Raw genomic sequence first — 25,145 nt, 5'->3', positions numbered from 1 at the left:
CGAAAGGATATCCACCTTGAAAGTCGCCAGCCTCGACTATGAACGCGCGCCGCGTCCCGGCGTGGTGTTCGGCTGCCTGATGCCGGCGCCCTGGCTGGGCGCCGCCGCGGGCCTGCTGCTCGCGCTCGGCCCCGTGGCCGGGCTGCCGGACAGGTTCGCGCCGCTGGCGCTTGCCGCCGTGCACATGCTGGCGCTTGGCATGCTGCTGCCCGTCATGCTGGGCGCCCTGTTCCAGATGATGCCCGTGGTGGCGGGCGTGGCGGTGCCGGGCTCGGGCGCGCTCGCGCCGCTGGTGGCACTGGCCGCCGGCACCACAGCCGGCGCGCTGGCCGTGGGCTTTCTCGGGGGCGGCAGCGCACCCTTTCGCCTTGCCGCCGTGGCGGGCGGCCTCTTGTTGCCGCTCGCGGGGAGCTTGCTGCTGCTGGCCGGGCGACGCGTCGCCGCGGTGGATGCCACCACGCGCACGCTCGCCGGCATCGGCGCACCGCTGGTGTTGACCGGCCTGCTCGGCGCGGCCCTGGCAGGCATGTTCGGCGGGTTGTGGACGGTGCCGCCGTCGCCATGGCTGGCACTGCACATGGCCTGGGGTCTGGGCGGCTGGCTGGCCGCGCTGGTGACGGGCATCGCCACCACGGTGCTGCCGATGTTCTGGCAGGCGCCACGCCTGCCGCGCTGGCTGGAGCGCTGCCTGCCGCTCGGGTACTGGCTGCCACTGGTGGGATTCAGCGCTGTAGTGATCGCCCAGCCCGATGGGGCGCTTGCGCGCTGGGCCTTGTTGCCCTGGCTGCTGTTTGCGGCGCTGGTGGCCGGCTTTGCGCTGGCGACCACGCTGCGTGCGCGGCGCCGCCACGATCCGGTCTGGCTGCTTTGGCCGGTCGCGGCCACCAGCCTGCTGGCCGCGGCGCTGTTGGCGGCGGTGCTGCCGCTGGTACCCGAGCCCTGGCAGGCGACGCTGTCGTGGTGGGTCGGCACGCTGGCGCTCGTCGGCGGTGGCGTGGTGCCGGTGACCGCCATGCTCGGCAAGATCGTTCCATTCCTGGTTTGGCTGCACCTGCGCCGGCTGCTGCCGCCGCGCGCGCGCGTGCCGGCCATGCAGGCCATCATCACGCCCGCCACGCAACGGCGCCAGGCGTGGCTGTTGCTGGCGGCTTTCGCGATGCTGCTGGCCCTGCCGCTCGCGCCCGCGTGGCTGGCGCGCGCCGGTGGCCTGGCGTTCGCGCTGGCCAATGCCTGGCTGGGGTTGCAGTTGCTGAAGGCAATGCGATGCATGCGCGCCATGCGTGCGCAGGGCGGGTTGCCGCCGCGCAAGCCACTTGCGCAAGGAGTTCACCATGGCTGAGATCGTGATGCTCGACCGGTTGCCGCTGTTCCGCGGCGTCGATGGCCGCGTGCTCGACGCAATCGTTGCCGCGGCCACGCAGCGGCGCCTGCAGAAGGGCGAATTCCTGTTCCGCCGCGGTGAACCCTGCCGCGGGCTGTTCATCGTGATGGACGGGCTGGTGAAGCTTTCGCTGACCGCCGCCGCTGGCAGCGCAAAAGGCGCGGAACGCGCGATCGAGGCCTTTGGCCCGGGTGCCGTGTTTGGGGAAGACGTGGTGTTCGTGGATGCCCCGCAGCCAGCCGACTGTCAGTCGATGGCCCGCACCACGGTGCTTTGCATCGACAGTGCCGCACTACGGCAGGCGATGGCCCGGGATCCGCTGCTGTCCGCGCGCCTGCTGCGCAACCTGTCGGGCCGGCTGCATGCGCTGATGCGCGATATCGAGGCCACCAGCCTGCACAACGCCTTGCAGCGCGTGGCCGGATTCCTGCGGGATGAAGCGCGCGCGGGGCGCCGCACGTGGCTGGCGTGTACGCAGCGCGTGATGGCCTCGAAGCTGGCCATCACGCCCGAAACCCTGTCGCGCGTGGTCAGCCGCTTCTGTGCAGAAAACCTGGTGCGGCTCGAGCGCGGCAAGATCTTCCTGCTCGATGCCGAAGGGCTGGGACGCCTGGCGGACGACGGGTCACGCGCGGACGTCCCGGTCGTCGCTCATGCCGCGACGGTGGCTGCCGTCGCCGGTGCGGCGATGGCAGTGGGCTTCTCGCCGGTCAGCAGGTAGTGGAGCAGGTCCGCCACCGGGCGGATCGCTTCGCCGAACGGCAGCGTGCCCTTGCCGCGGAAGAACAGCCCGCGCTCCACGTCGCCGCGCACGGCCTGTGCCAGCTTCAGGTCGATGCAGAACTGGCCGATGCGCGACACGCCATCGCGCAGGCCACAGGCCTGCAGGCAGTCAAAGCCTTCCAGGCAGTCGCGGGCCTTGGCGCGGCGCTGCAGGCGGCTTTCGCTCGACAGGTAGCGTGACAGCCACGGCGTGAGCACCGCGCGCGCCGGCAGGCCCGCCACGCTGGTGAACTCGCGCAGGTCTTCGGGGCCGGCGGTGGCCAGGACCTGCTTGAAGGCCGGATGGGCGTCGCCTTCCTCGGTCACAGCAAAGGCGGTGCCCAACTGCACCGCGGCGGCGCCTTCGCCGAGCCAGTGGCGCACCTTCGCATGGCTGTTGATGCCGCCGGCCAGGATCAGCGGGACACTGTCCCACGCGAGCCCGAGCGTATGGAACAACTCGCGGCATTCCGCCAGCACACGCGCGAACGAAAACCGGTCTTCGCCGAGATCCTGGATGGTCGACGCGCCGAGATGGCCGCCGGCATGGGCCGGGTGTTCGACCACGATGGCATCGGGCAGCCGCCCCTTCTTCATCCACTTGCGCAGCACCAGGCCGATGCCGCGTGCTTCCGACAGGATCGGGATCAACGCCATCTTCGGGTAGTTGGCGGTCATCTCCGGGAGGTCCAGCGGCAGGCCCGCGCCCATGACGATGGCATCGGCGCCGCTTTCGCAGGCCTGGCGCACCAGTTGCGCGTGCGAGCCCACGGCCTTCATCACGTTGACCGCGACCAGGCCGCGCCCGCGCGACAATTCGCGTGCGGCCTGGATCTCGCGGTCCAGCGCGACGAGGTTCGCGGCCTCGATGCGCGCCTTGTCGCGCGTGCCGCGGGTTTGCGCGAGCAGGTCGGGGTGGTGGTGGCGCAGGTCGATGCTGGCGATGGTGCCCACGCCGTTGTGCGAGGCCACGGTACCCGCCAGGCGGTGCGCGGAAATGCCGATGCCCATGCCGCCCTGGACGATCGGCAGCAGCCGGCGCCCGGCCAGTGTCAGCCAATGTTCTGTCATGAAGGTCTCGCTTATCTGAAACTACGTGCGGCCCGCGATATCGGACCGCGCACGAACGGCCAAGGGTGGCACAGCACCCGGCGCGGGCGTTTGCCTCAGGTCAATCGGCGGCCGCTCCTGCACCAATGGCGTAGGCCGACCGGTCTATGCCGCAAGGCGTTGCGGCGCGGTTTGCGCGTGGTCAAGTCCACACGCGAAGTGCGTCGCTAGCATCTGCGCTGGCCGAATTCCCGCGCCGCAAGCGGCGCTTCCGACATGACAACCTCATCTTCCGTGCGGGCGCGCGTCCCGCAGCTGGTCGCGCCTGCCGGCTCGCTGACCGCGTTACGCGCGGCGCTGGAGCACGGCGCCGATGCCGTCTACCTGGGCCTGCGCGATGCCACCAATGCCCGCAATTTCGGCGGGCTCAATTTCACCGAGGCCGATATCCGCACCGGCGTAGCGGAGGCCCATGCGCGCCACCGCGAGGTGCTGTTCGCCATCAACACGTTCCCGCAGATGGGCGAAGTGGCCAGGTGGCACCGCGCTGTCGACGCGGCCGCGGACCTGGGCGCCGACGCGGTCATCATGGCCGATGCCGGGCTGATGGCTTATGCGAGCCAGCGCCACCCGCAACTGCGGCTGCACCTGTCGGTGCAGGGCTCGGCCACCCACGCCGACGCCATCGAACTGATGCGCGAGCGCTTCAACATCAAGCGTGTGGTGCTGCCGCGCGTGCTGTCGCTCGCACAGATCGGCAAGCTGGCGCGGCAGACCAGCGTCGAGCTGGAGGTGTTCGGCTTCGGCAGCCTGTGCGTGATGGCCGAGGGCCGCTGCCTGCTGTCCTCGTATGCCACCGGGGATTCTCCCAACAACAAGGGCGTTTGCTCGCCCGCGCACGCGGTGCGCTGGACCGAACAGGACGGCACCATGCACGCGCGCCTGTCCGGCATCCTGATCGACAGCTACGCGCCCGGCGAGCCGGCCGGATATCCCACGCTGTGCAAAGGGCGATTCGAGGTCGAGGGCGAGCGCGGCTACGTGCTGGAAGAGCCCACCAGCCTCAATGCGCTGTCACTGCTGCCGGCGCTGCTCGACATCGGCATCGCCGCGATCAAGATCGAAGGCCGCCAGCGCAGTCCGCGCTACGTGGCCGATGTCGTCGGCGTGCTGCGCGCCGCCATCGACGCCGCCTGTGCCGAGCCGAAGCGCTTTGCGCCGCGCCAGGAGTGGCAGGGCACGCTGGGCCGCCATGCCGAAGGCGACCAGGTGACGCAGGGCGCCTACGACCGGCCGTGGCGATGAGCGCGGCAAATCCAACCACGGAGTCATTGATGCGGGATTCATCCACACCCGGCGCGGCCCGGTTCGGCATTGCGCTGGGACCGCTGCTGTACTACTGGCCGCGCGCGACGGTGATGCAGTTCTATGCCGACGTCGCCGATTCGGCCGTCGATCGGGTCTACCTCGGCGAGACCGTCTGCACGCGCCGCCACGAGCTGCGCCATGCGCACTGGCTGGAAATCGCGCAGATGCTGCGCGAAGCCGGCAAGGAGGTGGTGCTGTCGACGCCGGTGCTGGTCGAATCCGACACCGATATCGCCAGCATGCGCCGCGTCTGCGAACAGGACGATTACCTGGTCGAGGCCAACGATGCCGGCGCGGTGCGCTGCATGGGCGGCCGTCCGTTTATCGGCGGCCCGCACCTGAACGTCTATCATGCGGACACGCTCGCGTGGCTTGCCAGCCTTGGCGCCCGGGGCTGCGTGGTGCCGGTCGAGATGGACGGCGCTACGCTCGCCGCATTGTCGGCGGGGCGTTGCGCGGGCGTGGCGCTCGAAGTGCTGGCCTGGGGCCGCATGCCGCTGGCCTTCTCGGCGCGCTGCTTCACCGCGCGCCATCACCGGCTGCGCAAGGACGCCTGCGAATTCCGTTGTCTCGACTACCCCGACGGGCTGGTTGCCGCCACGGGCGAAGGCCAGGACTTCTTCACGCTCAATGGCATCCAGACCCAGTCGGCGACGTGCCTGGACCTTTGCGGCCAGGCGCAGGCCATGGCGCATATGGGTGTCGACATGCTGCGCGTCAGCCCGCATTCGAGCGGGACGCTGGAAGCGGTGGCTGCGCTGGCGGCGATCCGCGCCGGCGAACGTGCGCCCGCGCCAAGCGGCGTCATGCCGGCCGGCGCGCAACCGTGCAATGGCTATTGGCATGGACGTCCTGGCATCACGTGGGAGGACCGGCGATGAGCGTACTGCAAAGCCTGCTTGCCCGCGTGCATCGCCGCATGCCGGCCAGGGCCCGCGCATTGCCGCTGGTCTCGGCGCTGGAGCTCGCGCGCCGCGCCGGATGGCTGGAGCCGCCCGCCGCGCTGAACGGGCACACTTTCCTGCTGACGGTCGAGGATCTCGGCCTGGATGTGCCGTTCCGCTGCGAGCAGGGACGCTTCCGCTCGGCCGGCCGCGGCGCCGGGGAGCCCGAACTGACGCTGCGCGCCCGCGTGCCCGACTACCTGCGCCTGCTGGCGGGACAGTGCGATACCGATACGCTGTTTTTCCAGCGCAAGCTGGTGATCAGCGGCGATACCGCGCTCGGGCTCGAAGTGAAGTACTGGCTGGACGCGGCACCGCGGCCGCCATGGCTTGAACCGCTGGTGTCGCGGCTCGCCGCGGGGCTGGGCGTGGCGGCGCCGGAGACGGGACATCGCTGAGCGCGCAGGCGGCTTGCGCACCGTCATGGCCGAGCCGCCTATTTGCACCCGAGCCGCTTCGCCAGCTTGTGCAGATTGCTGGCGTCGATGCCGAGTTGGCGCGCGGCCTGGGCCCAGTTGCCCTGCTGCGCGTGCAGCGCCTGTTCGATGCAGTCGCGCTGGGTCTGCTCGACGGCGTCGCGCAGCGTGGCGCCGGCTGCCAGCGCCACGTGGGGGCGTACGGCTTCCGTGCCATGCGCAACCGGTGTGGACGCATCCGGCGGGGCCGCCAGGCTGTCCAGGTCGAGCAGGTCGGGCTCCAGCGTCACGATGTCATTGCGGTTGGCGCCGCGGCTCACGGAGCGCAGTGCCGCGCGGCTCACCACATGCTCCAGTTCGCGCACATTGCCGGGCCAGCGGTAGCGGCGCAGCGCATCCTGCGCGGCCGGCGACAGCCGCAGGCTGCGCATGCCTAGCCGCGCGCGGTTCAGTTCCAGGAAGCGCCCGGCCAGCAGCAGCACGTCGTTGCCGCGCTCGCGCAGCGGCGGAATCGGGATCGGGTAGACCGACAGCCGGTGGTACAGGTCCGCGCGGAACGAGCCGTCGCGCACATGGTCGCGCAGGTTGCGGTTGGTGGCGGCGATCACGCGCACATCGACGCGGCGCGGCTTGTCGGAGCCCAGGCGCTGGATCTCGCCGTTCTGCAGCGTGCGCAGCAGCTTGGCCTGGATGGCCAGCGGCAGCTCGCCGACTTCATCCAGGAACAGCGTGCCGCCATCGGCCGCTTCGAACCGGCCGGGCCGTTCGCCCGTGGCGCCCGAGAACGCACCCTTGACATGGCCGAACAGCTCGCTTTCGGCGAGCGATTCCGGCAGCGCGGCGCAATTCACGTGGATCAGCGGACGTTCGCTTCGGCGCGACAGGCGATGCAGCCGGTGCGCGAACAACTCCTTGCCGACGCCGGTTTCGCCGAGCAGCAGCACCGGCAACTCTGAATCCGCCACCACGTCCAGCTCGTGCAGCAGCCCGGTGATGGCCTCGCTTTGCCCGACGATCTCGCTCTCGTCGGCCGGCAGCTCGTTGTCGGGCGTCTTGCCGCGCGACAGTTGCAGCGCGCGGATATCGGCCTCCAGCCGCGTGGTGCGGATGGCGGTCTCGACCAGCAGCGTCAGCCCGTCCAGCTCGGCCTGCGCGGCATCGTCGAAGGTACCGACCTGCAGCGCGTCGAGCGTGAGCACGCCCCATGCGCGGCTATCGAGTTCCAGCCTGATGCCCATGCAGTCATGCACCGGCAGGGGCTCGCCCACGTGCTCGTCGATGAGGCCGTCATAAGGGTCGGGCAGTACGCTGTCATGGTGGAAACACGTGACGCCGCGCCGCGCCAGGATGGCGCCGAGGCGCGGATGCAGGCCGACCGCAAAGCGGCGTCCGAGCGCGTCGCGCACCAGCCCGTCCACGGCCACCGGACGCAGGTGTTCTTCTTCGAGCCGCAGCAAGGCCACGGCGCCACAGCCGAAGTACGCGCGCAATGCGCTGACCATCCGCTGCAGGCGCACGGCATGCGGCAGTTCGGCGAGCACATCCGCCAGCAACTCGGTAAAAATATCCCGTCGATTCAGGGTCATAAAAACCTTAAACGGTAAAAACAACCTCGATTCACAATGGGTTAATTATACCGTCATTTTTGTAAGTCAATGATTTATATGAAATAAAAAGCTGGCACGATACTCGCATAGTGATGTGCGATCCATTCGAGAAGGAGCACATCATGCGCTTGCAAGACCAGCCTCTGGGCCAGCTGGCCCGCCGTATTCCGGGTGCCACGGGCATCTTCCACGACTATGACCTCGACTTCTGCTGCGGGGGCAAGCAGACGCTGCGCGATGCCGCGGCCGCCAAGGGCCTGGATGCCGAAACCATCGAAACGCGCCTGGAGACCCTGCAGCGCGACAGCGAGCCGGTGCAGACCGACTGGGGCGCCGTGCCGCCGGCCTCGCTGATCGCCCACATCCTCACGCGGTTCCATGAGCGCCATCGCGAGCAGCTGCCGGAACTGATCCGCCTGGCCCGTCGCGTGGAGCACGTGCACGGCGACCGGCCCGATTGTCCGCTGGGCCTGGCCGACCACCTGGTAGTCATGCGCGACGAACTGGAAGGGCATATGCAGAAGGAAGAGCTGGTGCTGTTCCCGATCCTGGCGCGCGGCATGCAGGCCGCCGCCGCCGCGCCGATCTCGGTGATGCGCATGGAGCATGACGACCACGGCGAAGCGCTGCAGCGCCTGGCCGCGCTGACCAACGACATCACGCTGCCGCGCGCGGCGTGCAATACCTGGCGCGCGCTGTACCTGGGCCTGCGCACGCTGCGCGAAGACCTGATGGAACACATCCACCTGGAAAACAACATCCTGTTCGAGCCGGTTGCCACGCAAGCCGCCAACGACTGAGCCAACGCCAACATATCCCCAATAAAGCGAGCCTTATCATGGGTCCCTATCGCAGACTCTGGTTCCTGCTGATCGCCGTGCTGGTGGTCACGTTCTCCCTGCTCGGCTACTACGGTGTCGAGGTTTATCGGCAAGCGCCGCCCATGCCGGCCAAAGTGGTGGTCAGTGATGGCCGCACGCTGTTCACCGGCGAGGACATCCTCGACGGCCAGACCGCGTGGCAATCGGTCGGCGGCATGCAGCTTGGCTCCATCTGGGGCCACGGTGCCTACCAGGCGCCGGACTGGACCGCCGACTGGCTGCACCGCGAGCTGACCGCCTGGCTGGACCTGGCCGCGCAGCAGCAGTACAGCCGGCCGTACGCGAAGCTCGATGGCCCGGCGCAAGCCGCGCTGCGCGAACAGTTGCGCGCCGAATACCGCGGCAACAACGCCGATCCGCAGACGACCGTGCTGACCGTTTCGCCGCGCCGCGCGCAGGCCATCGCACAGACCGCGGACTACTACGACCGCCTGTTCTCCGACTCGCCCGACCTGCACACGAGCCGCGAGCACTTCGCGATGAAGGAGAACACGCTGCCGAGCGCCGAGCGCCGCGCGGAACTCACGCATTTCTTCTTCTGGACGGCATGGGCCGCGTCGACCGCGCGTCCGGGGCACGAAGCCACCTACACCAACAACTGGCCGCATGAGCCGCTGATCGGCAACCAGCCGACCAGCGAAAACGTGGTCTGGTCGGTCGTCAGCGTGGTGGTGCTGCTCGCGGGCGTCGGTCTGCTGGTGTGGGCCTGGGCGTTCCTGCGTGGCAAGGAAGAGAACCTGCCGCATGCGCCGACGCGCGATCCGCTGCTGGCCGTGGCGCTCACGCCGTCGCAGCGCGCGCTGGGCAAGTACCTGTTCCTGGTGGTCGCGCTGTTCGTGTTCCAGGTGTTCCTGGGCGGCTTTACCGCGCACTACACCGTGGAAGGACAGAAGTTCTACGGCATCGATGTCTCGCAGTGGTTCCCGTACTCGCTGGTGCGCACCTGGCACATCCAGAGCGCGCTGTTCTGGATCGCCACGGGCTTCCTGGCCGCTGGCCTGTTCCTCGCGCCGCTCATCAATGGCGGCAAGGACCCGAAGTTCCAGCGCCTGGGCGTGGACGTGCTGTTCTGGGCGCTGGTGATCGTGGTGGTCGGCTCGTTCACGGGCAACTACCTGGCCATTGCGCAGATCCTGCCGCCGAACCTGAACTTCTGGCTGGGCCACCAGGGCTATGAGTATGTGGACCTGGGCCGCCTGTGGCAGATCGGCAAGTTCGCCGGCATCGTGATCTGGCTCGTGCTGATGATGCGCGGTATCTGGCCGGCGCTGCGTACACGCGGCGGCGACAAGAACCTGCTTGCACTGCTGACTTCGTCGGTCGTCGCAATCGGCCTGTTCTACGGTGCGGGCCTGGCCTACGGCGAACGGACCAGCCTGACCGTGATGGAGTACTGGCGCTGGTGGGTGGTCCACCTGTGGGTGGAGGGCTTCTTCGAAGTGTTCGCCACCACGGCGCTCGCCTTTGTGTTCTGCACGCTTGGCCTCGTGTCGCGCCCGATGGCGACGGCCGCGAGCCTGGCCTCGGCATCGCTGTTCATGCTTGGTGGTATTCCGGGCACGTTCCACCACCTGTACTTTGCGGGCACCACCACGCCGGTGATGGCGGTCGGTGCCGCGTTCAGCGCGCTGGAAGTGGTGCCGCTGATCGTGCTGGGTCATGAAGCGTGGGACAACTGGCGCCTGAAGGATCGCGCACCGTGGATGGCTGATCTCAAGTGGCCGCTGATGTGCTTCGTCGCCGTGGCGTTCTGGAACATGCTGGGCGCGGGCGTCTTCGGCTTCATGATCAATCCGCCGATCTCCCTGTATTACATCCAGGGCCAGAACACCACGCCGGTGCATGCGCATGCCGCGCTGTTCGGGGTCTATGGCTTCCTTGCGCTCGGCTTCACGCTGCTGGTGCTGCGCTACGTGCGTCCGGCCTATCGCCTGAGCCCGGCGCTGATGAAGACCGCGTTCTGGGGTTTGAATGCTGGCCTCGTGCTGATGATCAGCACCAGCCTGCTGCCGATCGGCATCATCCAGTTCCTGGCCAGCGTGGAATACGGAACCTGGTATTCGCGCAGCGAGGCGTTCATGCAGCAACCGATCCTGCAGACGCTGCGCTGGGTGCGGACCTTTGGTGACGTGGTGTTTATCGTCGGTGCCGTGTCGTTCGCGCTGCAAGTGGTGCTTGGGCTGGCCAACCGGACGGTCTCTGCGGATCCGCAACCGGTGGGGATGGAGCCTGCACGGCGTTGAGTTGCTGATTGGTTGATGTAGTTACCGGGCCCGCCGAAGTGCGGGCCCGGTTTGTTTTGTCGGCGAGTCATACCCCAAAAAAAATCAAAACGGCCTGTCCCCCATGATCGTAGCGCGCTCCATCCGTCGCGGCGCCGGCCAGTAATCGCTGACGGCATAGTGCTGCGTGGCGGCGTTGTCCCAGATTGCAACACTGTTGGGCCGCCAGCGGAAGCGCACCTGGTACTCCGGAATCGCGGCCTGGCTGAGCAGGTAGTTCAGCAGCAGGCTGGCACCCGGCGTCTTGTCCTGCCCGAAGCGCACGTTCTCCGGCGTGTGGTAGTTGATGAAGTGGGTCGAGAACGGCGTGACATACAGGATCTTCTCCCCCGTCTCCGGATGCGTCCTGACCACCGGATGATCGACGAGCGGATGCTTGCGCACCAGTTCCTCGCGTTCCTCGGTCGACATGATCGCGCCGAACGAATGCTCGATGCCGTGCTTCGCGCGCAGGTGCGAAATCTTCTGCTTGATCTCTTCGGGCAGGTTCTTGTAAGCCTCCACCATGTTCACCCAGATGGTGTCGCCACCGACCTCCGGACACGAAAGGCAGCGCAGCACCGCCCCCTTGGGCGGGCTCGGGCGCCACGAGGCATCGCTGTGGTAGGTGTTCTCGAAGTGATCCCGCTTCTCGCTCTTGTAGATCTCGATCAGGCCAGGATAGCCGGGCACCGTGTTGTTGACGGGGTGGTCTTCCAGATCGCCGAAACGCCGGGCAAACGCCACATGGTCTTCGCGCGTGATGTCCTGGTCGCGGAAGAACAGCACCCGGTGCCTGAGCAGCAGCGCCTTGATTTCCGCGGACAGCGTATCGTCGCGCGCGACATCGGCCAGGCTCACGCCAGTCAGTTCGGCGCCGATCGCGCACGTAAGTTGATTGATTTTCATGGTGACCTTCGCTGTCAGTCGGCGGTGAGCACGATCTTGCCCAGGTGCTGGCTGTCCGCGATATACGCGTAGGCATCGCCGATCGCATCCAGGGGAAAGGTCTTGTCGATCGGCAGGCGCAGCTTGCCACCGCGGAACGACGGCAACAGGTCGCGCGCGCAGGCCTGGATGCACGCGATGCGCTCCTGCTCGGTGCGCGTGCGGAACGTGACGCCGATGATCTTCAGGCGATTCAGCCAGAGCAGGTTGATATCGACCTGTGCAGTAGCGCCGCCGCCTAGCCGGGCGATATTGACGAGGCGGCCCTTCACCGCGAGGCTCTTGATATGGTCCTCGAAGACCGTCCCGCCGACGGTGTCGATGATGACGTCCACGCCACGCTTGTCGGTGGCCGCCATGATCGCCTCCACCTGCGAATCGCACGACGCATTGACGCCGACGTCCACGCCGAATTTCGCCAGGCGTTCGAGCTTCTGCGCCGATCGCGACGACGCAATCACCGGCCGGGCACCAAGGGCCGACGCGATCATGATCGCCGCCATGCCCACGCCGCCGGATGCACCGTTGATGAACACCGATTCGCCGGACTTCAGTTCACCGTTGCTCACCAGAGCGTCGTGGGCGGTAATGAACACGTTGGGGAAGGCCGCCGCTTCGACCCACGACACATCATCGGGCACCGGCATCAGCGCCAGCGGCGCGGCGATCACGAACTGCGCGTGACAGCCACGGCCATGGCCCATGACGCGATCGCCCTCGCGCCAGTCCCTGACCTTCTCCCCGACGCTGACGACTTCACCGGCGAACTCGACGCCGGCGGTCATCGGCTCGCCGGCCCGATGTTCCCGCATGTACTTGAGTTCGCCGTAGTTCAGGCCCGACGCACGAACCCGGACCAGGACGTCTTCGGGCCCGGCCGGGGAACGGCGATATCCCGCACCTCGATGCGACCGCCGTCGACGCCGGCAATGACTTGTGCCGCTTTCATGCTGCCTCCTTTCGTATGACTGGATGGCAGCGATTCTCGGCATTTACAGGGGGCGGTGCTTGTCGGGCGGCGCCACAACTTGACGGATTGCGCCAGTTGCCGGCACCGGGCGGGATCGCGACAAGTATCGACAGGCCGCTGCTCGGGGAGTGACCGGTCTTAACGGTTCATTTCAGCGCGCCAGCGCGTCGGCGGCGTGCCGAACTGGGCGCTGAACCAGCGCGAGAACGTGCTGACCTCGGCGAACCCGACCAGCAACGCCACCTGGGACACGGGGTAGCGGATATCCCCGAGGTAGCGGGTGGCCAGCCCGCGTCGGACTTCATTCACCAGCGATGAAAACTCCAGGCCTTCCTGTTCGAGCCTGCGCTGCAGCGTTCGCGCGCTCATGCCGAGCTGCTGGCCGACCTGATCGATGCTGCCCTGTCCGCGTGGCAGGAGCATGTGGACCGCGCGCCGGACATTGGAGGCCGTGGAAACCTGGCGGCCGTGAGGATGCTGGTCGAGGAACTCGCGGGCGTAGCGCGCGAGATTGACGTCGCCCAGCGGATTGGGCCGGTCCAGGTCGCGCCGGTCCATGACGATGCCGTCAAAGTCGCAGCCAAACTCGACGCGTGTCCCGAACAGCCGGTGATGGACGTGGAGGCTTGCCGGCGCGGCATGCGAGAAATGCACGCTGCGCGGCTTCCAGCTGCCGCCGAGCATGGATTTCATCAGGCTGAGCAGGGCGCCCACCGAAAGCTCGACGGGCTGCCGCCCGGGAACCGACCTTTCCGTGATCAGCTGCTGCCGGACAATGGCGGTCTCGCCAGATTCCTCGACATGCACGAAGACGGATTCGCTCAGCAGGTGGCGATAGGTATCAAGCTGGCCCAGCGCATGACGCAGCGTCGGCTGGTGCTGCAATACCAGGCTGATCGGGCCGAAGTCCGACAGGCGCCAGGATTCGGCCATCAGCAGGCCCACCGCGGCGCAGCTGGACGATTGTTCGGTGGAATCCAGCACCTTTGCCAGCCAGGGCTCCGGCACATGGAGGTCAGGGGAAGCGATACACGAGCGATCGGCCCCCACGTGGTGGATCATGCGCTCCGGATCGACGCCAATGGTGCGGGCGATCTCGGAATACTTGACCAGAAGGGCGCTACGAATCAGGGTACTCATAGGGATTGGGGGCGAATCCGTGGACTTCCGGTGCCGCGCTCAGGCGCCATGTCACCGGCCCTGAAGGTATGCACCCACCCGTGCCGTGTCAAGATTCCTACATAGGATCTCTCGTAAACACCTAGCGGGGAGAAGCCGCCGAGTCTTTGCCGCCGCACACGCCTGGTGGAAACGTGTGCCTCCCGCCGGCTACGAATGCAGCCGGGAACCCTGCGCTGGCACATCAGCGCAGGGCCCCCTGTGTGACCGGCCCGTGGCGTCAGCGCGGTCCCGTCACTGCGTCTTGCGCAGGAAGCCCTGCGTGCCGCCGTTGCGGTTGGGCGCGAAGCCGTTGGCCTGCAGCGATTCCTCCACGGTGTCGTAGAACACGCCGATCTTGCTGATCTCGCGCGCTTCCTTCGCCGTCGCGATCTCGCGGCCGAACTCGTGCGAGATGCGCACCAGCTGCTCGATCTGCTTCACCGTGCTCTGCTTCGCCGTGCGCTTCTGGTTCCAGATGCCATCCTCGATGCCGCAACGCACATGCAGGCCCATGGCGATGCCCATCATGTTGACCGGCAGCACATTGCGCACGTTGCTCTCCACCGTCACCACCGCGCCGTCGGGCACGCCGCGCATGAAGTTGCCCAGGCTGTAGATGTTCGGCGTGTCCATGCCGCCGCCGATGGCCACCCAGTTCATCACCAGCGGGCCCTTGTAGAAGCCGCGGCGCATCAGGCGTTCCACCGACTCGAAGCTGTTGGTGTTGTAGCACTGGAACGCGCTCTGGATGCCCTTGGCCGTCAGGCGGCGCACATGTTCCTCGACCCAGCCCGGTTGCGCGGGCACGGTCATTTCCTTGTAGGCCTCGAAGATGGCCGGGTTCTCGCGCGAGGTGCCGCGGAAGTCGGCGTCTTCCGCGTGGTCGGTCACGTTCATCTGCGACGTGTTGACCGTCACCGTGACCTGGTCGGGCGTGGGTTCGAGATCGGCCAGCATGTGGCGCGTGTCGTCCGACAGCCACTTGGCGGCCTGGCCCTCGTCCTCGGGCGCGAACGAGATCGAGCCGCCCACCTGGATGATCATCTCCGGCACCGCCTTGCGCACGCCGGCGATCAGTTCATTGAACATCGACAGCCGCTTGCTGCCCTTGCCGTCCAGCTCGCGCACATGCAGGTGCAGCACCGTGGCGCCGGCGTTGTAGCAATCCACGGCCTTCTGGATCTGCTCCGCCATGGTCACGGGGATGTCTTCGGGGAAATCCGAGGGCAGCCAGCCCGGCGCGTACGGCGCGGCGGTGATGATCAGCGGTTGCTGGTTTTCAGGGAACAGGTGGCCGTCGAGAAAGTTCATGGTGCGTCTCCAGGGAATGCTGTGTTCGGTTCAGGAGACAGCCGTGTCGGGCGGGTGTTCTGGTCTCCGTGTTTCCGGCTTGGATCCGGTTCAACGAGTATCTTTCTCGCCCGCCGCGCACGCTTGTTTATCCGGGACATCCGTTTGTCGAGTTGGGACAGGTCTGAGGCAGGTGTCGCGGATCTGCGCAACCGGACCGGCGCGGCGTTGGAGTCGCCCCATGTGGCATCGGCACGGTTGGAGCGCCTGCTGTCACGATCTGCACATTTCTGTCGCGCGATGCAAAGCGGCCGGCTGCCCACGCCCACAGAATGCTCCTGACGGCCATATCAAAGCCGGGCCAAGGCATCCAGGGATGGCATGGACCCGGACCAAGAGACCCCCTAAGGAACCGCGATGAAGTCCTTCCCGAAGTTTGCACGCCAGGCGCTGGCGCCGATGATTGCCTCGATTGCCCTGGCGCCGGTGGCGCAAACCGCGAATGCGGCCGAATGGCCAGCCAAGCCCGTGCGGATCATCGTGGGGGCGCCGCCGGGCGGAACCGCCGATATCCTGGCGCGCTTGTTTGCGCACGAATTGCAGCGCCCGCTCGGACAGCCGGTGATCGTTGACAACAAGGCCGGCGCGGCGGGAACCATCGGCGTGCATGGCATGCTGTCGGCACCGCGGGACGGCTATACGTTCCTGCTGATCCAGAAGGGTATCGTCGCGGAAGTGCCCCACGTCGTGAAGGTCACTTTCGATCCGTTCAAGGACCTCGTGCCCGTGACGCAGCTGACCCGGCAGGGGCTTGTGCTGGTCGGCAAGCCCGGCCTGCCCGCGAAGAACCTTGCGGAGCTGATTACCTACATCAAGGCGAACCCGGGCAAGATCGACTACGCGAACTTTGGTGCCGGCATGCGCGGCCAGACCATCGGCGTGCAGTTCAACCGGCTGGCCGGCCTGAACACGGGCACCGTGAGCTACAAGGGGTCGCCCCCTGCGCTGCAGGACGTGATGGGGGGGCATGTCCCGCTCATGTTCGACGGCCCGGCCACTTCGCTGCCGTTCATCAAGTCGGGGCAACTGAAGGCATTCGCCATTGCCTACCCGAAGCGGATCCCGGCACTGCCAGACGTGCCCACGTTTGCCGAGCTCGGCTTCCCGGATCTGAAGGAAGTGAGCTGGATGGGCCTCTGGTCCGCGCCGGGCGTACCGCCCGGTGTGGTAGCCAGGATGCGCGAAGCGACGCTCAAGGTCATGCAATCGCGCGATGTCCAGAAGAAGATCGAAGACCTCGGCATGGAGATCGGTTCGGCGGCGACCAGCGAAGAGCTTTCCCGGGATGCGCGTGAATCGTACGAACGCCAGGGCAAGCTGCTGCGCTCGATCAACTTCACCCCGGATTGATGGCGCATTTCCGCGTCTGCAAGAAACCGAACGGAGACATATTCCATGGCAGCCCCCCAAAGCAAGGTCATCGTGACGTGCGCCGTGACCGGCGGCATCCACACGCCAACCATGTCGCCTTATCTGCCGATCACGCCGGCCGAGATCGCCGGTGAAGCCATCGCGGCGGCCGAAGCCGGTGCTTCGATCGTCCACCTGCACGCCCGCAAGCCCGACAACGGCCAGCCGTCGCAGGACCCGGCGCTGTTCCGCGAGTTCCTGCCGGTCATCGCCGAACGCTCGGATGTCGTGATCAACCTGACCACGGGCGGTGCGCCGAACATGCTGGTGGAAGAGCGCCTGCAGCCTGCCTTGCAGCTCAAGCCGGAAGTGGCGTCGCTGAACATGGGCTCGATGAACTTCGGCCTCTACCCGATGCTCGAGCGGCACAAGGAATTCAAGCATGACTGGGAGCGCCCCTACCTGGAGGGCTCCGAGGACCGCGTGTTCCGCAATACCTTCAAGGAGATCCGCTACATCCTTGAATCGTGCGCGGACAATGGCACGCGCTTCGAGATCGAATGCTATGACACCAGCCATCTCTACACGGCGGCGCATTTCGTGGACCGGGGCATCCTCAAGGCGCCGTTCTTCATCCAGTCGGTGTTTGGCCTGTTGGGCGGCATCGGCTCGCATCCCGAAGACGTGATGCACATGCGCAGGACGGCGGAGCGGCTGTTCGGCAAGGACTACTACTGGTCGGTGCTGGGCGCGGGCCGCAGCCAGTTCCCGCTGGCCACCATGGGTGCGTCGATGGGTGGCAACGTTCGCGTCGGGCTGGAAGACTCGCTGTGGGACGGCCCGGGGCAACTCGCGAAGAGCAACGCCGGGCAGGTGCATCGCATCGTGTCGATCCTGAAGTCGCTGAACCTGGAAGTTGCCACCCCGGACGAAACACGGGACATGCTGCAGCTGAAGGGCAAGCATGCCGTCGCGTTCTGACGCAGCCGACCCGTCGCACGGCGGGAATGCCATGCAATCCGTCGGCAAGCTGATCCGCAGTGCGAGCCTGAACGGCTATATCGCGCTGGTGACGTCGCTCGGGCGCGACCCGCACGCGTATCTGCGCGCGGTCGGGTTATCGGCCGCGCTGCTGGAGAACCCCGAGCAACTGATTCCCAGCCATGCCGTGCGCGAGCTTCTCGAACTGACCGCGCAGGCTACCGGCATGGAAGACTTCGCGCTGCAACTGGCCGGGCAGCGGACGTTTTCGAACCTGGGGCCCATCAGCCTGGTCCTCAAGGAAGAGCCGACGCCGCGGCAGGCGCTCGATACCTTGTGCCGCTACCTGAAGCTGCTCAGCGCCACGCTGGTCACGCACATCGAGGACAACGGGCACGCCGTCGTCGTTCGCGAGGACCTGCTGCCGAGCCCTGGCCTGTCCACGCGCCAGGCGATGGAGCTTGCCGTGGGCGTGAAGTTTCGCATTCTGCGCGAACTGATCGGTCCGCGCTGGCAGCCGGTCGAGGTCTGCTTCACGCACCGGGCGCCGGCCGATGCGACCGCGCACCGCACCTTCTTTGGTTGCCTGCCGAAATTCAACCAGTCCTTCAACGGCATGGTCTGCATGGCGGCCGACCTGCAGATACCGCGCGCGCCGGGCGACCCCGGCGCCGCGCGCTTTGCGCGGGACTATCTGGAAGCGGCGCTGCGGCGTCGCGATGAGGGTGTGCGCGAATCGTGCCGCGCGCTGATGCTGGTGCTGCTCCCCGCCGGCCGCTGCACGGCCGAGCAGCTCGCCCATCGTCTGCGCGTCGACCGCCGCACGCTGCATCGCTATCTCAGCGCCGAAGGGCTGACGTTCTCGACCCTGCTCGAGCAGGTGCGTCTGGAACTGGTGGTACGCCACCTGCAGGAAAGCGACCAGCCGATCGGAGAGGTCGCTGGCTTGCTGGGCTTCTCTACGCTAAGCAGTTTCAGCCACTGGTTTCGCGCTGCGTTTGGCTGCAGCGCGACCGACTGGCGCAGGCAGTGCGCGCAGCCGGCCATCAGGCCAGATCCGGTTGGATCCATGCCGGTACACGCAGTGACTTTGATTCCTGTGGACCATTCCACCGTTGATTGATTTTTTGGAGAGAGGCATGAAAGATGCCGTCGTGCTGGTGACCGGTGCCACATCCGGAATCGGCTATGCCGCAGCGCTTGCATTTGGTCGTGAGGGAGCGCAGCTGGTTTGCTCCGGCCGCAACGAGGTTGCCGGCGCCAAGCTGGTTGCCGAATTGCGGGAGCTGGGCACCGATGCCGAGTTCGTGCGTGCCGAGGTCAGCAGCGAGGACCAGGTTCGCCATCTTGTCGACCACACGGTCGCTCGTTTCGGGCGGCTCGATGTGGCGGTGAACAGTGCGGGTACGGAGGGGACGCCAGGATCGATCGTCGACCAGACCGTTGAATCCTATTGCGCGACGTTCGATGCGAACGTTCTGGGAACGTTCCTGAGCATGAAGCACGAACTGCGCGTCATCCTCGCGCAGGAACATGGTGTCATCGTCAATCTCTCATCCACGATGGGGAGCCGTGGCAATCCGCAGAATCCGATGTACGTAGCGAGCAAGCACGCGATCGAAGGCCTGACCAAGTCGGCAGCGCTTGACGCGGCACGAGCCAGTGTTCGTGTGAATGCAGTGGCGCCGGGCCCGATCGACACTGGCATGCTGGATCGCATTGCGGGTGGTTCCGCCAAGGTCGCTGCGGTCGCGGCCGGCATTCCGGCCGGACGTATTGGTACGCCGGAGGAAGTGGCCGACGCGATCGTGTTCCTGGCATCGGACCGGTCTCGCTACATCTCGGGGCAGATCCTGGCCGTGAATGGTGGTAAGACGGCTATGTAGGAAAAGCGTTCTTCGACGAATTGCGAGGACGTCGTGCTTGGCAAGCGCTGCTGTTTCGCCGGCGTAGCCGGCGAGTTATTTCTTGTCCAAGCGACAAGAAGTCACCAATGGCGTCCCGCCTGCCGACTAGTGAGCCGCGCAGCAGCCGAAGGCGATGATGCGATAACGCTCGCAGTGTCGGGCCACGGACAGTTTCGGGGCTCGTTCAATCATTGCCTGAGAGCCTGCAGACGGACGCGCTCCACGCGGCAGGCAGCTGGGCAGACTCTGAAGCGAATACCCGTACAACACCCTCAGCACGCTACGATCAATATTCGCCCGTTAGGGCAAGTAAACGCGTTTCTTGGTTACTTCTTGTCGCTTGGACAAGAAGTAACTCGCAGGCTACGCCTGCGAAACAGCCGCGCCTGCCAAGAGCGACAACCCGGTCAAAACCGGAGAACCCCCCCGGCGCCGCCGTCGAAACCGCCGCGCCTGCCAAGCACGACGTCCCCCCAATTCACCGAAGAACCGCAAACAAGGGGTTCGGGGGGATGATGGGGCCTGTGGATCCTGGCAGGACGCACCCCTCATCCTCAATGAACAAATCCGCCCTTTACAAACCTGACTGGTTCGTCATCCATCCGCAGTACCAACGCCGTGAGCCCGTCGACGCCCGGCGCGCCACGTGGCGCCTCCGCCTCGATGGAGGGCCCTGATCGGCAAACCATATCTGCATCCGACCACCCCCTTTCCCCCGGCGCACCGCGCACCCGCAGCCACCCATCGCGGTCGGCCAGCAGCTCCATCCCACCCAGCCCATCGACCGGCACGCCGGCAATCCGCGCAAACACCTCCCACGCATGCGCAGACGCCGCGACGCAGTTGGCCCGAAAGCGCGGCACGCCGGCAGGCAAGGTGCCATCGCGTGTCACCAGCAAGGTCTGGAACCGTGGATCCAGCATCGGCAGCGAACCAATATCTCCATCAAACGCGACCACACGCACGCGCTGCCCAACAGCCCACTGCGCAAGCGAACGCGGCGACAAGTCATCACCGCATCGCACGGGCGTATCCGGCAATCGCAGAGCGATCGGCCAACTGCCGTTGGCGACGACGCCGCTGCCTGCGGCCAGCGCCTTCATGTAGTCCAGTACCGCCCATGTGTCCGCATCGTTCAGCGCATGGCCAAACGCGGGCATGGTGACCTCTCCCTGTCGATTGCGCATGCCATCCACGACATGCCAGAACAATGCGCCGTCCGCACGCCGCGCGAGCAGCGGACTGACCAGCGTTGGTGGCCAACGAAGCAGTGAAGCGGCCAGCGGTCCGTCCCCGCGACCGTCCGCGCCATGACAGGACGCGCAGTGCTGCGCATAGACCGTTGCACCGCGCGCGATGGCATCGACGGAGAACCCTGTGGGGCTGGCGTGGAAACTCGTCGGCGCCGCAGCACTGAGCAGCAGCGATGGCGCCGGCCAGGGCGCAAGGACGAGCGCCAGGCCGGCGATGGCAAGCAAGACACCGCGGCAATGGCGCCACGCAATGGCCATGGCGACCAACACCAGCGCCACCACCACCGCACCGATCGACCAGGCGAGATGCCGTGCCAGGCCAAGGTCGATCAGCAGCGTCTCCCCGGCAATGCGCCGCGCCCACGGCCAGGCAGGCTGGCCGTGGGCATCTCCGGTCAATCCCAGCGCATGCCATAGCCGCAGCATCGCAAGCTGGCCTTCCTGGAGCAGGACAAGCAGGGTATTGAGCCACGCCTGCACGGGCAGGCCGTTCATGGGCGCACCGCCCCATCAAACCGGCACATTCTTACCAGCTCGCATCCAGTCCAAGGTGGCGCAACGCTTCGTGGCGCAGTTCCGTCAGGCGCGGATCACCGCGATGCCGCGGATAAGGCAGGTCGACGGTCAATTCGGTGCGGATCTTCGCTGGCCGGTCACTGAAGATAACCACGCGCTGGGCCAGGAACAAGGCCTCTTCCACATCGTGCGTGACGAGCAGCGCCGAGAAGCCCGAGCGTTGCCACAGCTCGACGAGATCGCTCTGCATGGCCAGGCGCGTGAGCGAGTCGAGCTTGCCGAGCGGCTCGTCCAGCACGAGCAGACGCGGGTCGTTGACCAGCGCGCGCGCCAGCGCCACGCGCTGCGCCATGCCGCCCGAAAGCTGGTGCGGAAACGCGCGCCCGAACGATTCCAGGCCCACGCGCTTGAGCGCCGCATCGACGCGATGGCGCTCCTGCCGCACGATGCCGCGCGCCTGCAGCCCGAGAGCGACGTTGTCCCACACGCGCCGCCACGGGTATAGCGTCGGGTCCTGGAACACGACGATGCGTGACGGGTCGGGCTCGGTGATTGGCGCGCCGTCCTGAAGCAGTTCGCCGGAGACCGGCGTGTCCAGTCCGGCGACCAGGCGCAGCAGCGTGGACTTGCCGCAACCGCTGGGGCCGAGCAGCGCGACGAACTCGCCGGGGGCGACAGTCAGGTCGACGCCATCCAGCACTTGCAGGCGGCTGTCGCCGCTGCCGAACCAGTGGCTGACCTGGCGGATATCGATGTGTGCGCCAGCGCCTGAAGCTTGGGCGTGCCCCGTTGCGGAGGCAGGGCGTTCCGCGATGGCTACCATTTGACGGTTCCTTTCTGCCACGACAGCGCGCGGTCGCGCACGGTGAACAGCAGCGTGATGACGCCGGAGAAGAGCAGCGCCATCACGATCAGCGCGGCATACATGTTGACGTACGAGGCCCAGCCCTGTGCCCAGGTCAGGTACCAGCCGAGGCCCGATTTCACGCCCATCATCTCGGCGGTCACGAGCACCGAGAACGAAGCGCCCAGGCCCATGAACAGACCGACGAACACCTGCGGCAACGCCGCCGGAATCGCGACGCGCAACACCAGGAACCAGCCCGACGCGCCCATCGTGCGCGCGACGTCGTAGTAGCTCTTGCTGACGCTGGCCACGCCCGACCACGTCAGCACCGCGACCGGGAAAGCCGTGGCCAGCGCGATCAGGAACACAGCGGCGGAATAGCTCGACGGGAAGAAGTAGAACGTCAGCGGCAGCAGGGCGGTGGAGGGCAGCGGGCCCAGCACGCGCAGCACCGGATGCACCCAGTAGCCGATGCGCCGCGACCAGCCGATCGACACGCCGATCAGGAAGCCAACGATGCCGCCATAGGCTACGCCGAGCCCGAGCAGCTTGAGCGTGTTGAACGCGCTGTCGCCAAGCCGCGGCCAGTCATCGACATAAACTTCGATCAGCGCCTGCGGCGGCGCGAAGAACGGCGTCGGCAGGGTCGCGGTCTTGGCGGTGAGGATCTCCCATGCTGTCAGCGCCAACGCCAGTGCAACGAGCCACGGCCCGGCCGCGTGCAGCCTGGCCAGCGTGCCGCGCGGCAGCGGTGCGCGCTTGCCGGCGAGCGCGAGCACGGCCAGCAAGGTTGCCGCCGCGATGCCGGCAAGGCCAAGTTCCTCGGTATAGGCCCAGTCGGAGAAGCCCGCCACCTTGTTGGGCCAGCGCCACGTGATGGCGCCGAACGCCGCCCAGGCGGCCGCTGCGGCGATGCCCGCGGACCAAGGCCGCCAGGCATCCGGCGCCGGTCCCGCGTGGCTGCCGGCGCCGCGCGCGAGTGCCGGATCGAGTGCGGATTGGCTTGTCGTCATCGCATTACCCCAGGACATTGGCGTAGACGTGCTGCGCCAGGCGTTTGGCATCGGTGTTCTTCTTGAGCACGCCGATGCGGCGGAAATCATCGGCGTAGAAGGCAATCTCTTCCTGCAGGTCCAAGCCGGTCGGATGGTGCGTATAGGTTAGCGTGGCGTAGAGCTTGCGCAGGTCGTCAAGGTTGATCTTCGGCGAGTACTTCGCAAAGACCCTGGCGGCCTCGTTCGGGTTCTCGTTGACGAACTCGGTCGCCTGCACGATCGCACGCGCCAGCGACGCCGCCGCAGGGCGATCATTGCGCACCAGCTCGCCGCGCGCACCGACCACGCAGCAGACCTTGCGCGCGTACTCGCCGGTCAGGTTGGTGGCCAGCTCGACGTAGGCGCCGTTGGTGCGCTTCTCCAGCAGGTAGAGGTTGGGATCGCCGTCGGCAATGGCCTGGATCTCGCCCTTGTCCACCGCCACGCCGAGCAGGTCGGCCGGGTACTGGCGCCAGGTGATGTCCTTGTCCGGGTCGATACCATGCTTGGCCAGCAGGATGGTGAAGAAGTGCTTGCCCGGCGCGGCCAGGTCGCTCACGCCGACGGTCTTGCCCTTGAGCTGCTGCAGACTGGTCACGCCCGCCGCCTTCGATCCGACCAGCCGCACGCAGCCGCCGTGCGAGCTGCCGATGATCTTGACGTCGAAGCCGGCTTCCAGCGGCTTGAGCCAGCGATGGATCATGCCGATCGCGGCATCGGCCTTGCCTGTCGCAATCGATTCGAGCAGCTGGTCGGTGGAGCCGCTGTAGTTCACCAGCTCTACCTGCAGCCCGTTCTTCTCGAAGAAGCCGCGCTCCTGCGCCACCACGACCGGCGTCAGGCAGAACGAGTTCTGGTTCCAGGCAAAGGTCAGCTTGCGCGGCGCGGACCAGGCCTGGCGGCCAAGGATCAATGCCGGCGCGGCGATAGCGGCAGCGCCTGCAGCGCGCAGCACGCTACGCCGGCGCGCGTTGTGATCGGCCGCGCTGGCAAGTGCGTCGGCGGGTTCAGTATGGCTCATGGATTCTCCCCGTTCCTGTTGAGATCGGATGTCAGGCGGCCTTGCGCGTCGCCTGTTGTTCCGCATCGCGCTGCGCAACCAGGTCGCGCACACGCGGAATCAGTTCGCGACCGTAGTCGGCCACGTCTTCGAGCGGATCGAAGCCGCGCAGCAGGAAGGTGGTCACGCCCAGGTCGTAGTACTGCAGCAGTGCATCGGCCACCTGTTCCGGCGTACCGACAAGGCCCGTGGAGTTCGAGCGGCCGCCGGTCTCGCGCGCAATCGCGGTCCACAGGCGCTGGTCGACGCGGTCGCCCTGTTCCGCTGCCGCGAGCAGGCGGCGCGCGCCTTCGCTCTGCTGCGGGCCGCCGCGGCTGTAGCCCTGCTGCACGCGCAACGCGCGGGTGCGTTCGAGGATGCTGTCGGCGCGGGCCCAGGCCTTCTCCTCGGTCTCGGCAAGCACCGGGCGGAACGACACCGAGAAGCGCACCTCGCGGCCATGCTGCGCGGCCTCCGCGCGCACGCGCTGGGTCAGGTCGCGCACCTGGTCGAGCGATTCGCCCCACAGCGCGTACACGTCGGCGTGCTTGCCCGCGACCTTGAGCGCGGCTTCGGACGCACCGCCGAAGTAGATCGGCACATGCGGCTTCTGCGCGGGCTTGACTTCGGAGAAGCCATTGCTGAAGCGGTAGTACTTGCCTTCGTGGTCGAACGGCTTGTCCGCCGTCCAGATGCGCCGCAGGATGTCCAGGTACTCTTCGGTGCGCGCGTAGCGCTCGTCGTGGTTCAGGTAATCGCCATCGCGCTTTTGCTCGTCGTCGGAGCCGCCCGAGATGAAATGCACGCCGAGCCGGCCGCCGCTGAACTGGTCGAGCGTGGCGATCTGGCGCGCGGCCAGTGTCGGCGCGGTGAAGCCGGGGCGGTGGGCCAGCATGAAGTGGATGCGCTCGGTTACCGTGGCCGCGTAGGAGATCGTCAGCGTGGCGGAAGGGCCGGTGGAGTGGTGCGGTACCAGGATACGGTCGAAGCCGGCCTGCTCGTGGGCCTGCGCAAAGGCGCGGACATAGTCGCGATCGATCACCGGGCCCGTGGGGCGGTGGATCTCCGACTGCTTCTGGCTCTGGATCATGCCGATGATATCGACGCTCATGCGTGGTT

The 25,145-nt window shown here is 66.9% G+C and carries 22 protein-coding genes; 11 read left to right on the top strand and 11 right to left on the bottom strand.

Features of this window, described 5'->3' with window-relative positions; all coding sequences use genetic code 11:
• Positions 1-16 precede the first annotated feature (16 nt).
• Both AC3FKH_RS23845 and AC3FKH_RS23840 read left to right on the top strand, forming a co-directional pair.
• Entirely contained in the window at positions 17-1,339 is a 1,323-nt protein-coding gene (locus AC3FKH_RS23845) for a hypothetical protein (protein ID WP_488678255.1), read from the top strand.
• Positions 1,332-2,102 carry a Crp/Fnr family transcriptional regulator gene (locus AC3FKH_RS23840; protein WP_488678254.1) on the top strand — a complete coding sequence of 257 codons (771 nt, stop codon included), beginning with the start codon at positions 1,332-1,334 and terminating at the stop codon, positions 2,100-2,102. Before AC3FKH_RS23845 ends, AC3FKH_RS23840 begins: the two co-directional genes overlap by 8 nt.
• On the opposite strand, the gene AC3FKH_RS23835 is transcribed toward AC3FKH_RS23840, so the two are convergent.
• Positions 2,033-3,214 (bottom strand): NAD(P)H-dependent flavin oxidoreductase, encoded by a 1,182-nt coding sequence (locus AC3FKH_RS23835; RefSeq protein WP_488678253.1) that lies wholly within the window; start codon positions 3,212-3,214, stop codon positions 2,033-2,035. The genes AC3FKH_RS23840 and AC3FKH_RS23835 overlap by 70 nt on opposite strands.
• Before the next feature lie 255 nt (positions 3,215-3,469).
• On the opposite strand from AC3FKH_RS23835, the gene ubiU reads away from it, so the two are divergent.
• Genes ubiU through ubiT form a run of 3 tightly spaced genes read left to right on the top strand, consistent with a single transcriptional unit; the run spans position 3,470 to position 5,903 of the window.
• A complete protein-coding gene (gene ubiU / locus AC3FKH_RS23830; RefSeq protein WP_488678252.1) occupies positions 3,470-4,498 on the top strand; it encodes a ubiquinone anaerobic biosynthesis protein UbiU in 1,029 nt (342 codons plus the stop codon).
• Between the two features lie 29 nt (positions 4,499-4,527).
• Positions 4,528-5,442, top strand: coding sequence for a U32 family peptidase (locus tag AC3FKH_RS23825; protein ID WP_488678251.1), 915 nt, complete (start codon positions 4,528-4,530; stop codon positions 5,440-5,442).
• Positions 5,439-5,903 (top strand): ubiquinone anaerobic biosynthesis accessory factor UbiT, encoded by a 465-nt coding sequence (gene ubiT, locus AC3FKH_RS23820; RefSeq protein WP_483733554.1) that lies wholly within the window; start codon positions 5,439-5,441, stop codon positions 5,901-5,903. The genes AC3FKH_RS23825 and ubiT overlap by 4 nt, the downstream gene beginning before the upstream one ends.
• 38 nt (positions 5,904-5,941) lie before the next feature.
• Here the strand turns inward: ubiT and norR are convergent, their stop codons facing one another.
• On the bottom strand, positions 5,942-7,507 hold the full coding sequence (norR, locus tag AC3FKH_RS23815) for a nitric oxide reductase transcriptional regulator NorR (protein WP_488678250.1): 1,566 nt from the start codon (positions 7,505-7,507) through the stop codon (positions 5,942-5,944).
• A 143-nt stretch (positions 7,508-7,650) separates the two neighbouring features.
• Here norR and ytfE point away from each other — a divergent pair, with 143 nt between their 5' ends.
• Together ytfE and AC3FKH_RS23805 are read left to right on the top strand one after the other, a co-directional pair.
• Positions 7,651-8,328, top strand: a complete 678-nt coding sequence (ytfE, locus tag AC3FKH_RS23810; protein WP_488678249.1) for an iron-sulfur cluster repair protein YtfE — start codon at positions 7,651-7,653, stop codon at positions 8,326-8,328.
• 38 nt (positions 8,329-8,366) lie between these two features.
• Positions 8,367-10,652, top strand: coding sequence for a nitric-oxide reductase large subunit (locus AC3FKH_RS23805; RefSeq protein ID WP_488678248.1), 2,286 nt, complete (start codon positions 8,367-8,369; stop codon positions 10,650-10,652).
• An 84-nt stretch (positions 10,653-10,736) separates the two neighbouring features.
• On the opposite strand, the gene AC3FKH_RS23800 is transcribed toward AC3FKH_RS23805, so the two are convergent.
• The 4 genes from AC3FKH_RS23800 to AC3FKH_RS23785 form a co-directional block, all read right to left on the bottom strand.
• A complete protein-coding gene (locus tag AC3FKH_RS23800) occupies positions 10,737-11,579 on the bottom strand; it encodes a TauD/TfdA dioxygenase family protein (RefSeq protein ID WP_488678247.1) in 843 nt (280 codons plus the stop codon).
• 14 nt (positions 11,580-11,593) lie between these two features.
• Positions 11,594-12,454: a zinc-binding dehydrogenase gene (locus AC3FKH_RS23795; protein ID WP_488678348.1), complete on the bottom strand. Its 861-nt coding sequence runs from the start codon at positions 12,452-12,454 to the stop codon at positions 11,594-11,596.
• Between the two features lie 272 nt (positions 12,455-12,726).
• The gene (locus AC3FKH_RS23790) at positions 12,727-13,728 is read right to left on the bottom strand and encodes an AraC family transcriptional regulator (protein WP_488678246.1); all 1,002 of its coding nucleotides are present in this window, start codon (positions 13,726-13,728) and stop codon (positions 12,727-12,729) included.
• A gap of 273 nt (positions 13,729-14,001) precedes the next feature.
• Positions 14,002-15,060: a beta-keto acid cleavage family enzyme gene (locus AC3FKH_RS23785; protein WP_488678245.1), complete on the bottom strand. Its 1,059-nt coding sequence runs from the start codon at positions 15,058-15,060 to the stop codon at positions 14,002-14,004.
• Positions 15,061-15,456: 396 nt separating this feature from the next.
• Between AC3FKH_RS23785 and AC3FKH_RS23780 the strand changes: the two genes are divergently transcribed.
• From AC3FKH_RS23780 to AC3FKH_RS23765, 4 genes are read left to right on the top strand one after another with little or no spacing between them, the layout of a single operon-like run.
• Positions 15,457-16,449, top strand: a complete 993-nt coding sequence (locus tag AC3FKH_RS23780) for a Bug family tripartite tricarboxylate transporter substrate binding protein (RefSeq protein ID WP_488678244.1) — start codon at positions 15,457-15,459, stop codon at positions 16,447-16,449.
• 45 nt (positions 16,450-16,494) lie between these two features.
• Positions 16,495-17,430 (top strand): 3,5-dioxohexanoate:acetyl-CoA acetone transferase, encoded by a 936-nt coding sequence (gene kce, locus AC3FKH_RS23775; protein ID WP_488678243.1) that lies wholly within the window; start codon positions 16,495-16,497, stop codon positions 17,428-17,430.
• Positions 17,431-17,461: 31 nt separating this feature from the next.
• A complete protein-coding gene (locus tag AC3FKH_RS23770; protein ID WP_488678347.1) occupies positions 17,462-18,553 on the top strand; it encodes an AraC family transcriptional regulator in 1,092 nt (363 codons plus the stop codon).
• A gap of 16 nt (positions 18,554-18,569) precedes the next feature.
• Positions 18,570-19,316 carry an SDR family NAD(P)-dependent oxidoreductase gene (locus AC3FKH_RS23765; RefSeq protein ID WP_488678242.1) on the top strand — a complete coding sequence of 249 codons (747 nt, stop codon included), beginning with the start codon at positions 18,570-18,572 and terminating at the stop codon, positions 19,314-19,316.
• A gap of 575 nt (positions 19,317-19,891) precedes the next feature.
• On the opposite strand, the gene AC3FKH_RS23760 is transcribed toward AC3FKH_RS23765, so the two are convergent.
• Genes AC3FKH_RS23760 through AC3FKH_RS23740 form a run of 5 tightly spaced genes read right to left on the bottom strand, consistent with a single transcriptional unit; the run spans position 19,892 to position 25,137 of the window.
• Positions 19,892-21,085: a c-type cytochrome gene (locus AC3FKH_RS23760; protein WP_488678241.1), complete on the bottom strand. Its 1,194-nt coding sequence runs from the start codon at positions 21,083-21,085 to the stop codon at positions 19,892-19,894.
• A gap of 31 nt (positions 21,086-21,116) precedes the next feature.
• Complete coding sequence (locus AC3FKH_RS23755; RefSeq protein ID WP_488678240.1) at positions 21,117-21,929, bottom strand: ABC transporter ATP-binding protein; 813 nt, start codon at positions 21,927-21,929, stop codon at positions 21,117-21,119.
• On the bottom strand, positions 21,923-22,966 hold the full coding sequence (locus AC3FKH_RS23750; protein ID WP_488678239.1) for an ABC transporter permease: 1,044 nt from the start codon (positions 22,964-22,966) through the stop codon (positions 21,923-21,925). Before AC3FKH_RS23750 ends, AC3FKH_RS23755 begins: the two co-directional genes overlap by 7 nt.
• 4 nt (positions 22,967-22,970) lie before the next feature.
• Positions 22,971-24,008, bottom strand: a complete 1,038-nt coding sequence (locus AC3FKH_RS23745; RefSeq protein ID WP_488678238.1) for an ABC transporter substrate-binding protein — start codon at positions 24,006-24,008, stop codon at positions 22,971-22,973.
• Between the two features lie 31 nt (positions 24,009-24,039).
• Complete coding sequence (locus tag AC3FKH_RS23740) at positions 24,040-25,137, bottom strand: LLM class flavin-dependent oxidoreductase (RefSeq protein WP_488678237.1); 1,098 nt, start codon at positions 25,135-25,137, stop codon at positions 24,040-24,042.
• Positions 25,138-25,145 lie beyond the last annotated feature (8 nt).

The organism is Cupriavidus sp. 21MJTG02-4, from assembly GCF_057798975.1.
The sequence above is the reverse complement of the archived record's forward strand: the minus strand, read 5'-3'. Positions and strand labels throughout refer to the sequence as shown.

Coding starts and splice junctions, on each gene's coding strand:
- ytfE (WP_488678249.1), top strand. CDS start 7,651: ATGCGCTTGCAAGACCAGCCTCTGGGCCAGCTGGCCCGCCGTATTCCG.
- AC3FKH_RS23755 (WP_488678240.1), bottom strand. CDS start 21,929: ATGGTAGCCATCGCGGAACGCCCTGCCTCCGCAACGGGGCACGCCCAA.
- kce (WP_488678243.1), top strand. CDS start 16,495: ATGGCAGCCCCCCAAAGCAAGGTCATCGTGACGTGCGCCGTGACCGGC.
- AC3FKH_RS23780 (WP_488678244.1), top strand. CDS start 15,457: ATGAAGTCCTTCCCGAAGTTTGCACGCCAGGCGCTGGCGCCGATGATT.
- ubiU (WP_488678252.1), top strand. CDS start 3,470: ATGACAACCTCATCTTCCGTGCGGGCGCGCGTCCCGCAGCTGGTCGCG.
- AC3FKH_RS23825 (WP_488678251.1), top strand. CDS start 4,528: ATGCGGGATTCATCCACACCCGGCGCGGCCCGGTTCGGCATTGCGCTG.
- AC3FKH_RS23800 (WP_488678247.1), bottom strand. CDS start 11,579: ATGAAAATCAATCAACTTACGTGCGCGATCGGCGCCGAACTGACTGGC.
- norR (WP_488678250.1), bottom strand. CDS start 7,507: ATGACCCTGAATCGACGGGATATTTTTACCGAGTTGCTGGCGGATGTG.
- AC3FKH_RS23740 (WP_488678237.1), bottom strand. CDS start 25,137: ATGAGCGTCGATATCATCGGCATGATCCAGAGCCAGAAGCAGTCGGAG.
- AC3FKH_RS23835 (WP_488678253.1), bottom strand. CDS start 3,214: ATGACAGAACATTGGCTGACACTGGCCGGGCGCCGGCTGCTGCCGATC.
- AC3FKH_RS23760 (WP_488678241.1), bottom strand. CDS start 21,085: ATGAACGGCCTGCCCGTGCAGGCGTGGCTCAATACCCTGCTTGTCCTG.
- AC3FKH_RS23840 (WP_488678254.1), top strand. CDS start 1,332: ATGGCTGAGATCGTGATGCTCGACCGGTTGCCGCTGTTCCGCGGCGTC.
- AC3FKH_RS23770 (WP_488678347.1), top strand. CDS start 17,462: ATGCAATCCGTCGGCAAGCTGATCCGCAGTGCGAGCCTGAACGGCTAT.
- AC3FKH_RS23785 (WP_488678245.1), bottom strand. CDS start 15,060: ATGAACTTTCTCGACGGCCACCTGTTCCCTGAAAACCAGCAACCGCTG.
- AC3FKH_RS23765 (WP_488678242.1), top strand. CDS start 18,570: ATGAAAGATGCCGTCGTGCTGGTGACCGGTGCCACATCCGGAATCGGC.
- AC3FKH_RS23805 (WP_488678248.1), top strand. CDS start 8,367: ATGGGTCCCTATCGCAGACTCTGGTTCCTGCTGATCGCCGTGCTGGTG.
- ubiT (WP_483733554.1), top strand. CDS start 5,439: ATGAGCGTACTGCAAAGCCTGCTTGCCCGCGTGCATCGCCGCATGCCG.
- AC3FKH_RS23745 (WP_488678238.1), bottom strand. CDS start 24,008: ATGAGCCATACTGAACCCGCCGACGCACTTGCCAGCGCGGCCGATCAC.
- AC3FKH_RS23790 (WP_488678246.1), bottom strand. CDS start 13,728: ATGAGTACCCTGATTCGTAGCGCCCTTCTGGTCAAGTATTCCGAGATC.
- AC3FKH_RS23750 (WP_488678239.1), bottom strand. CDS start 22,966: ATGACGACAAGCCAATCCGCACTCGATCCGGCACTCGCGCGCGGCGCC.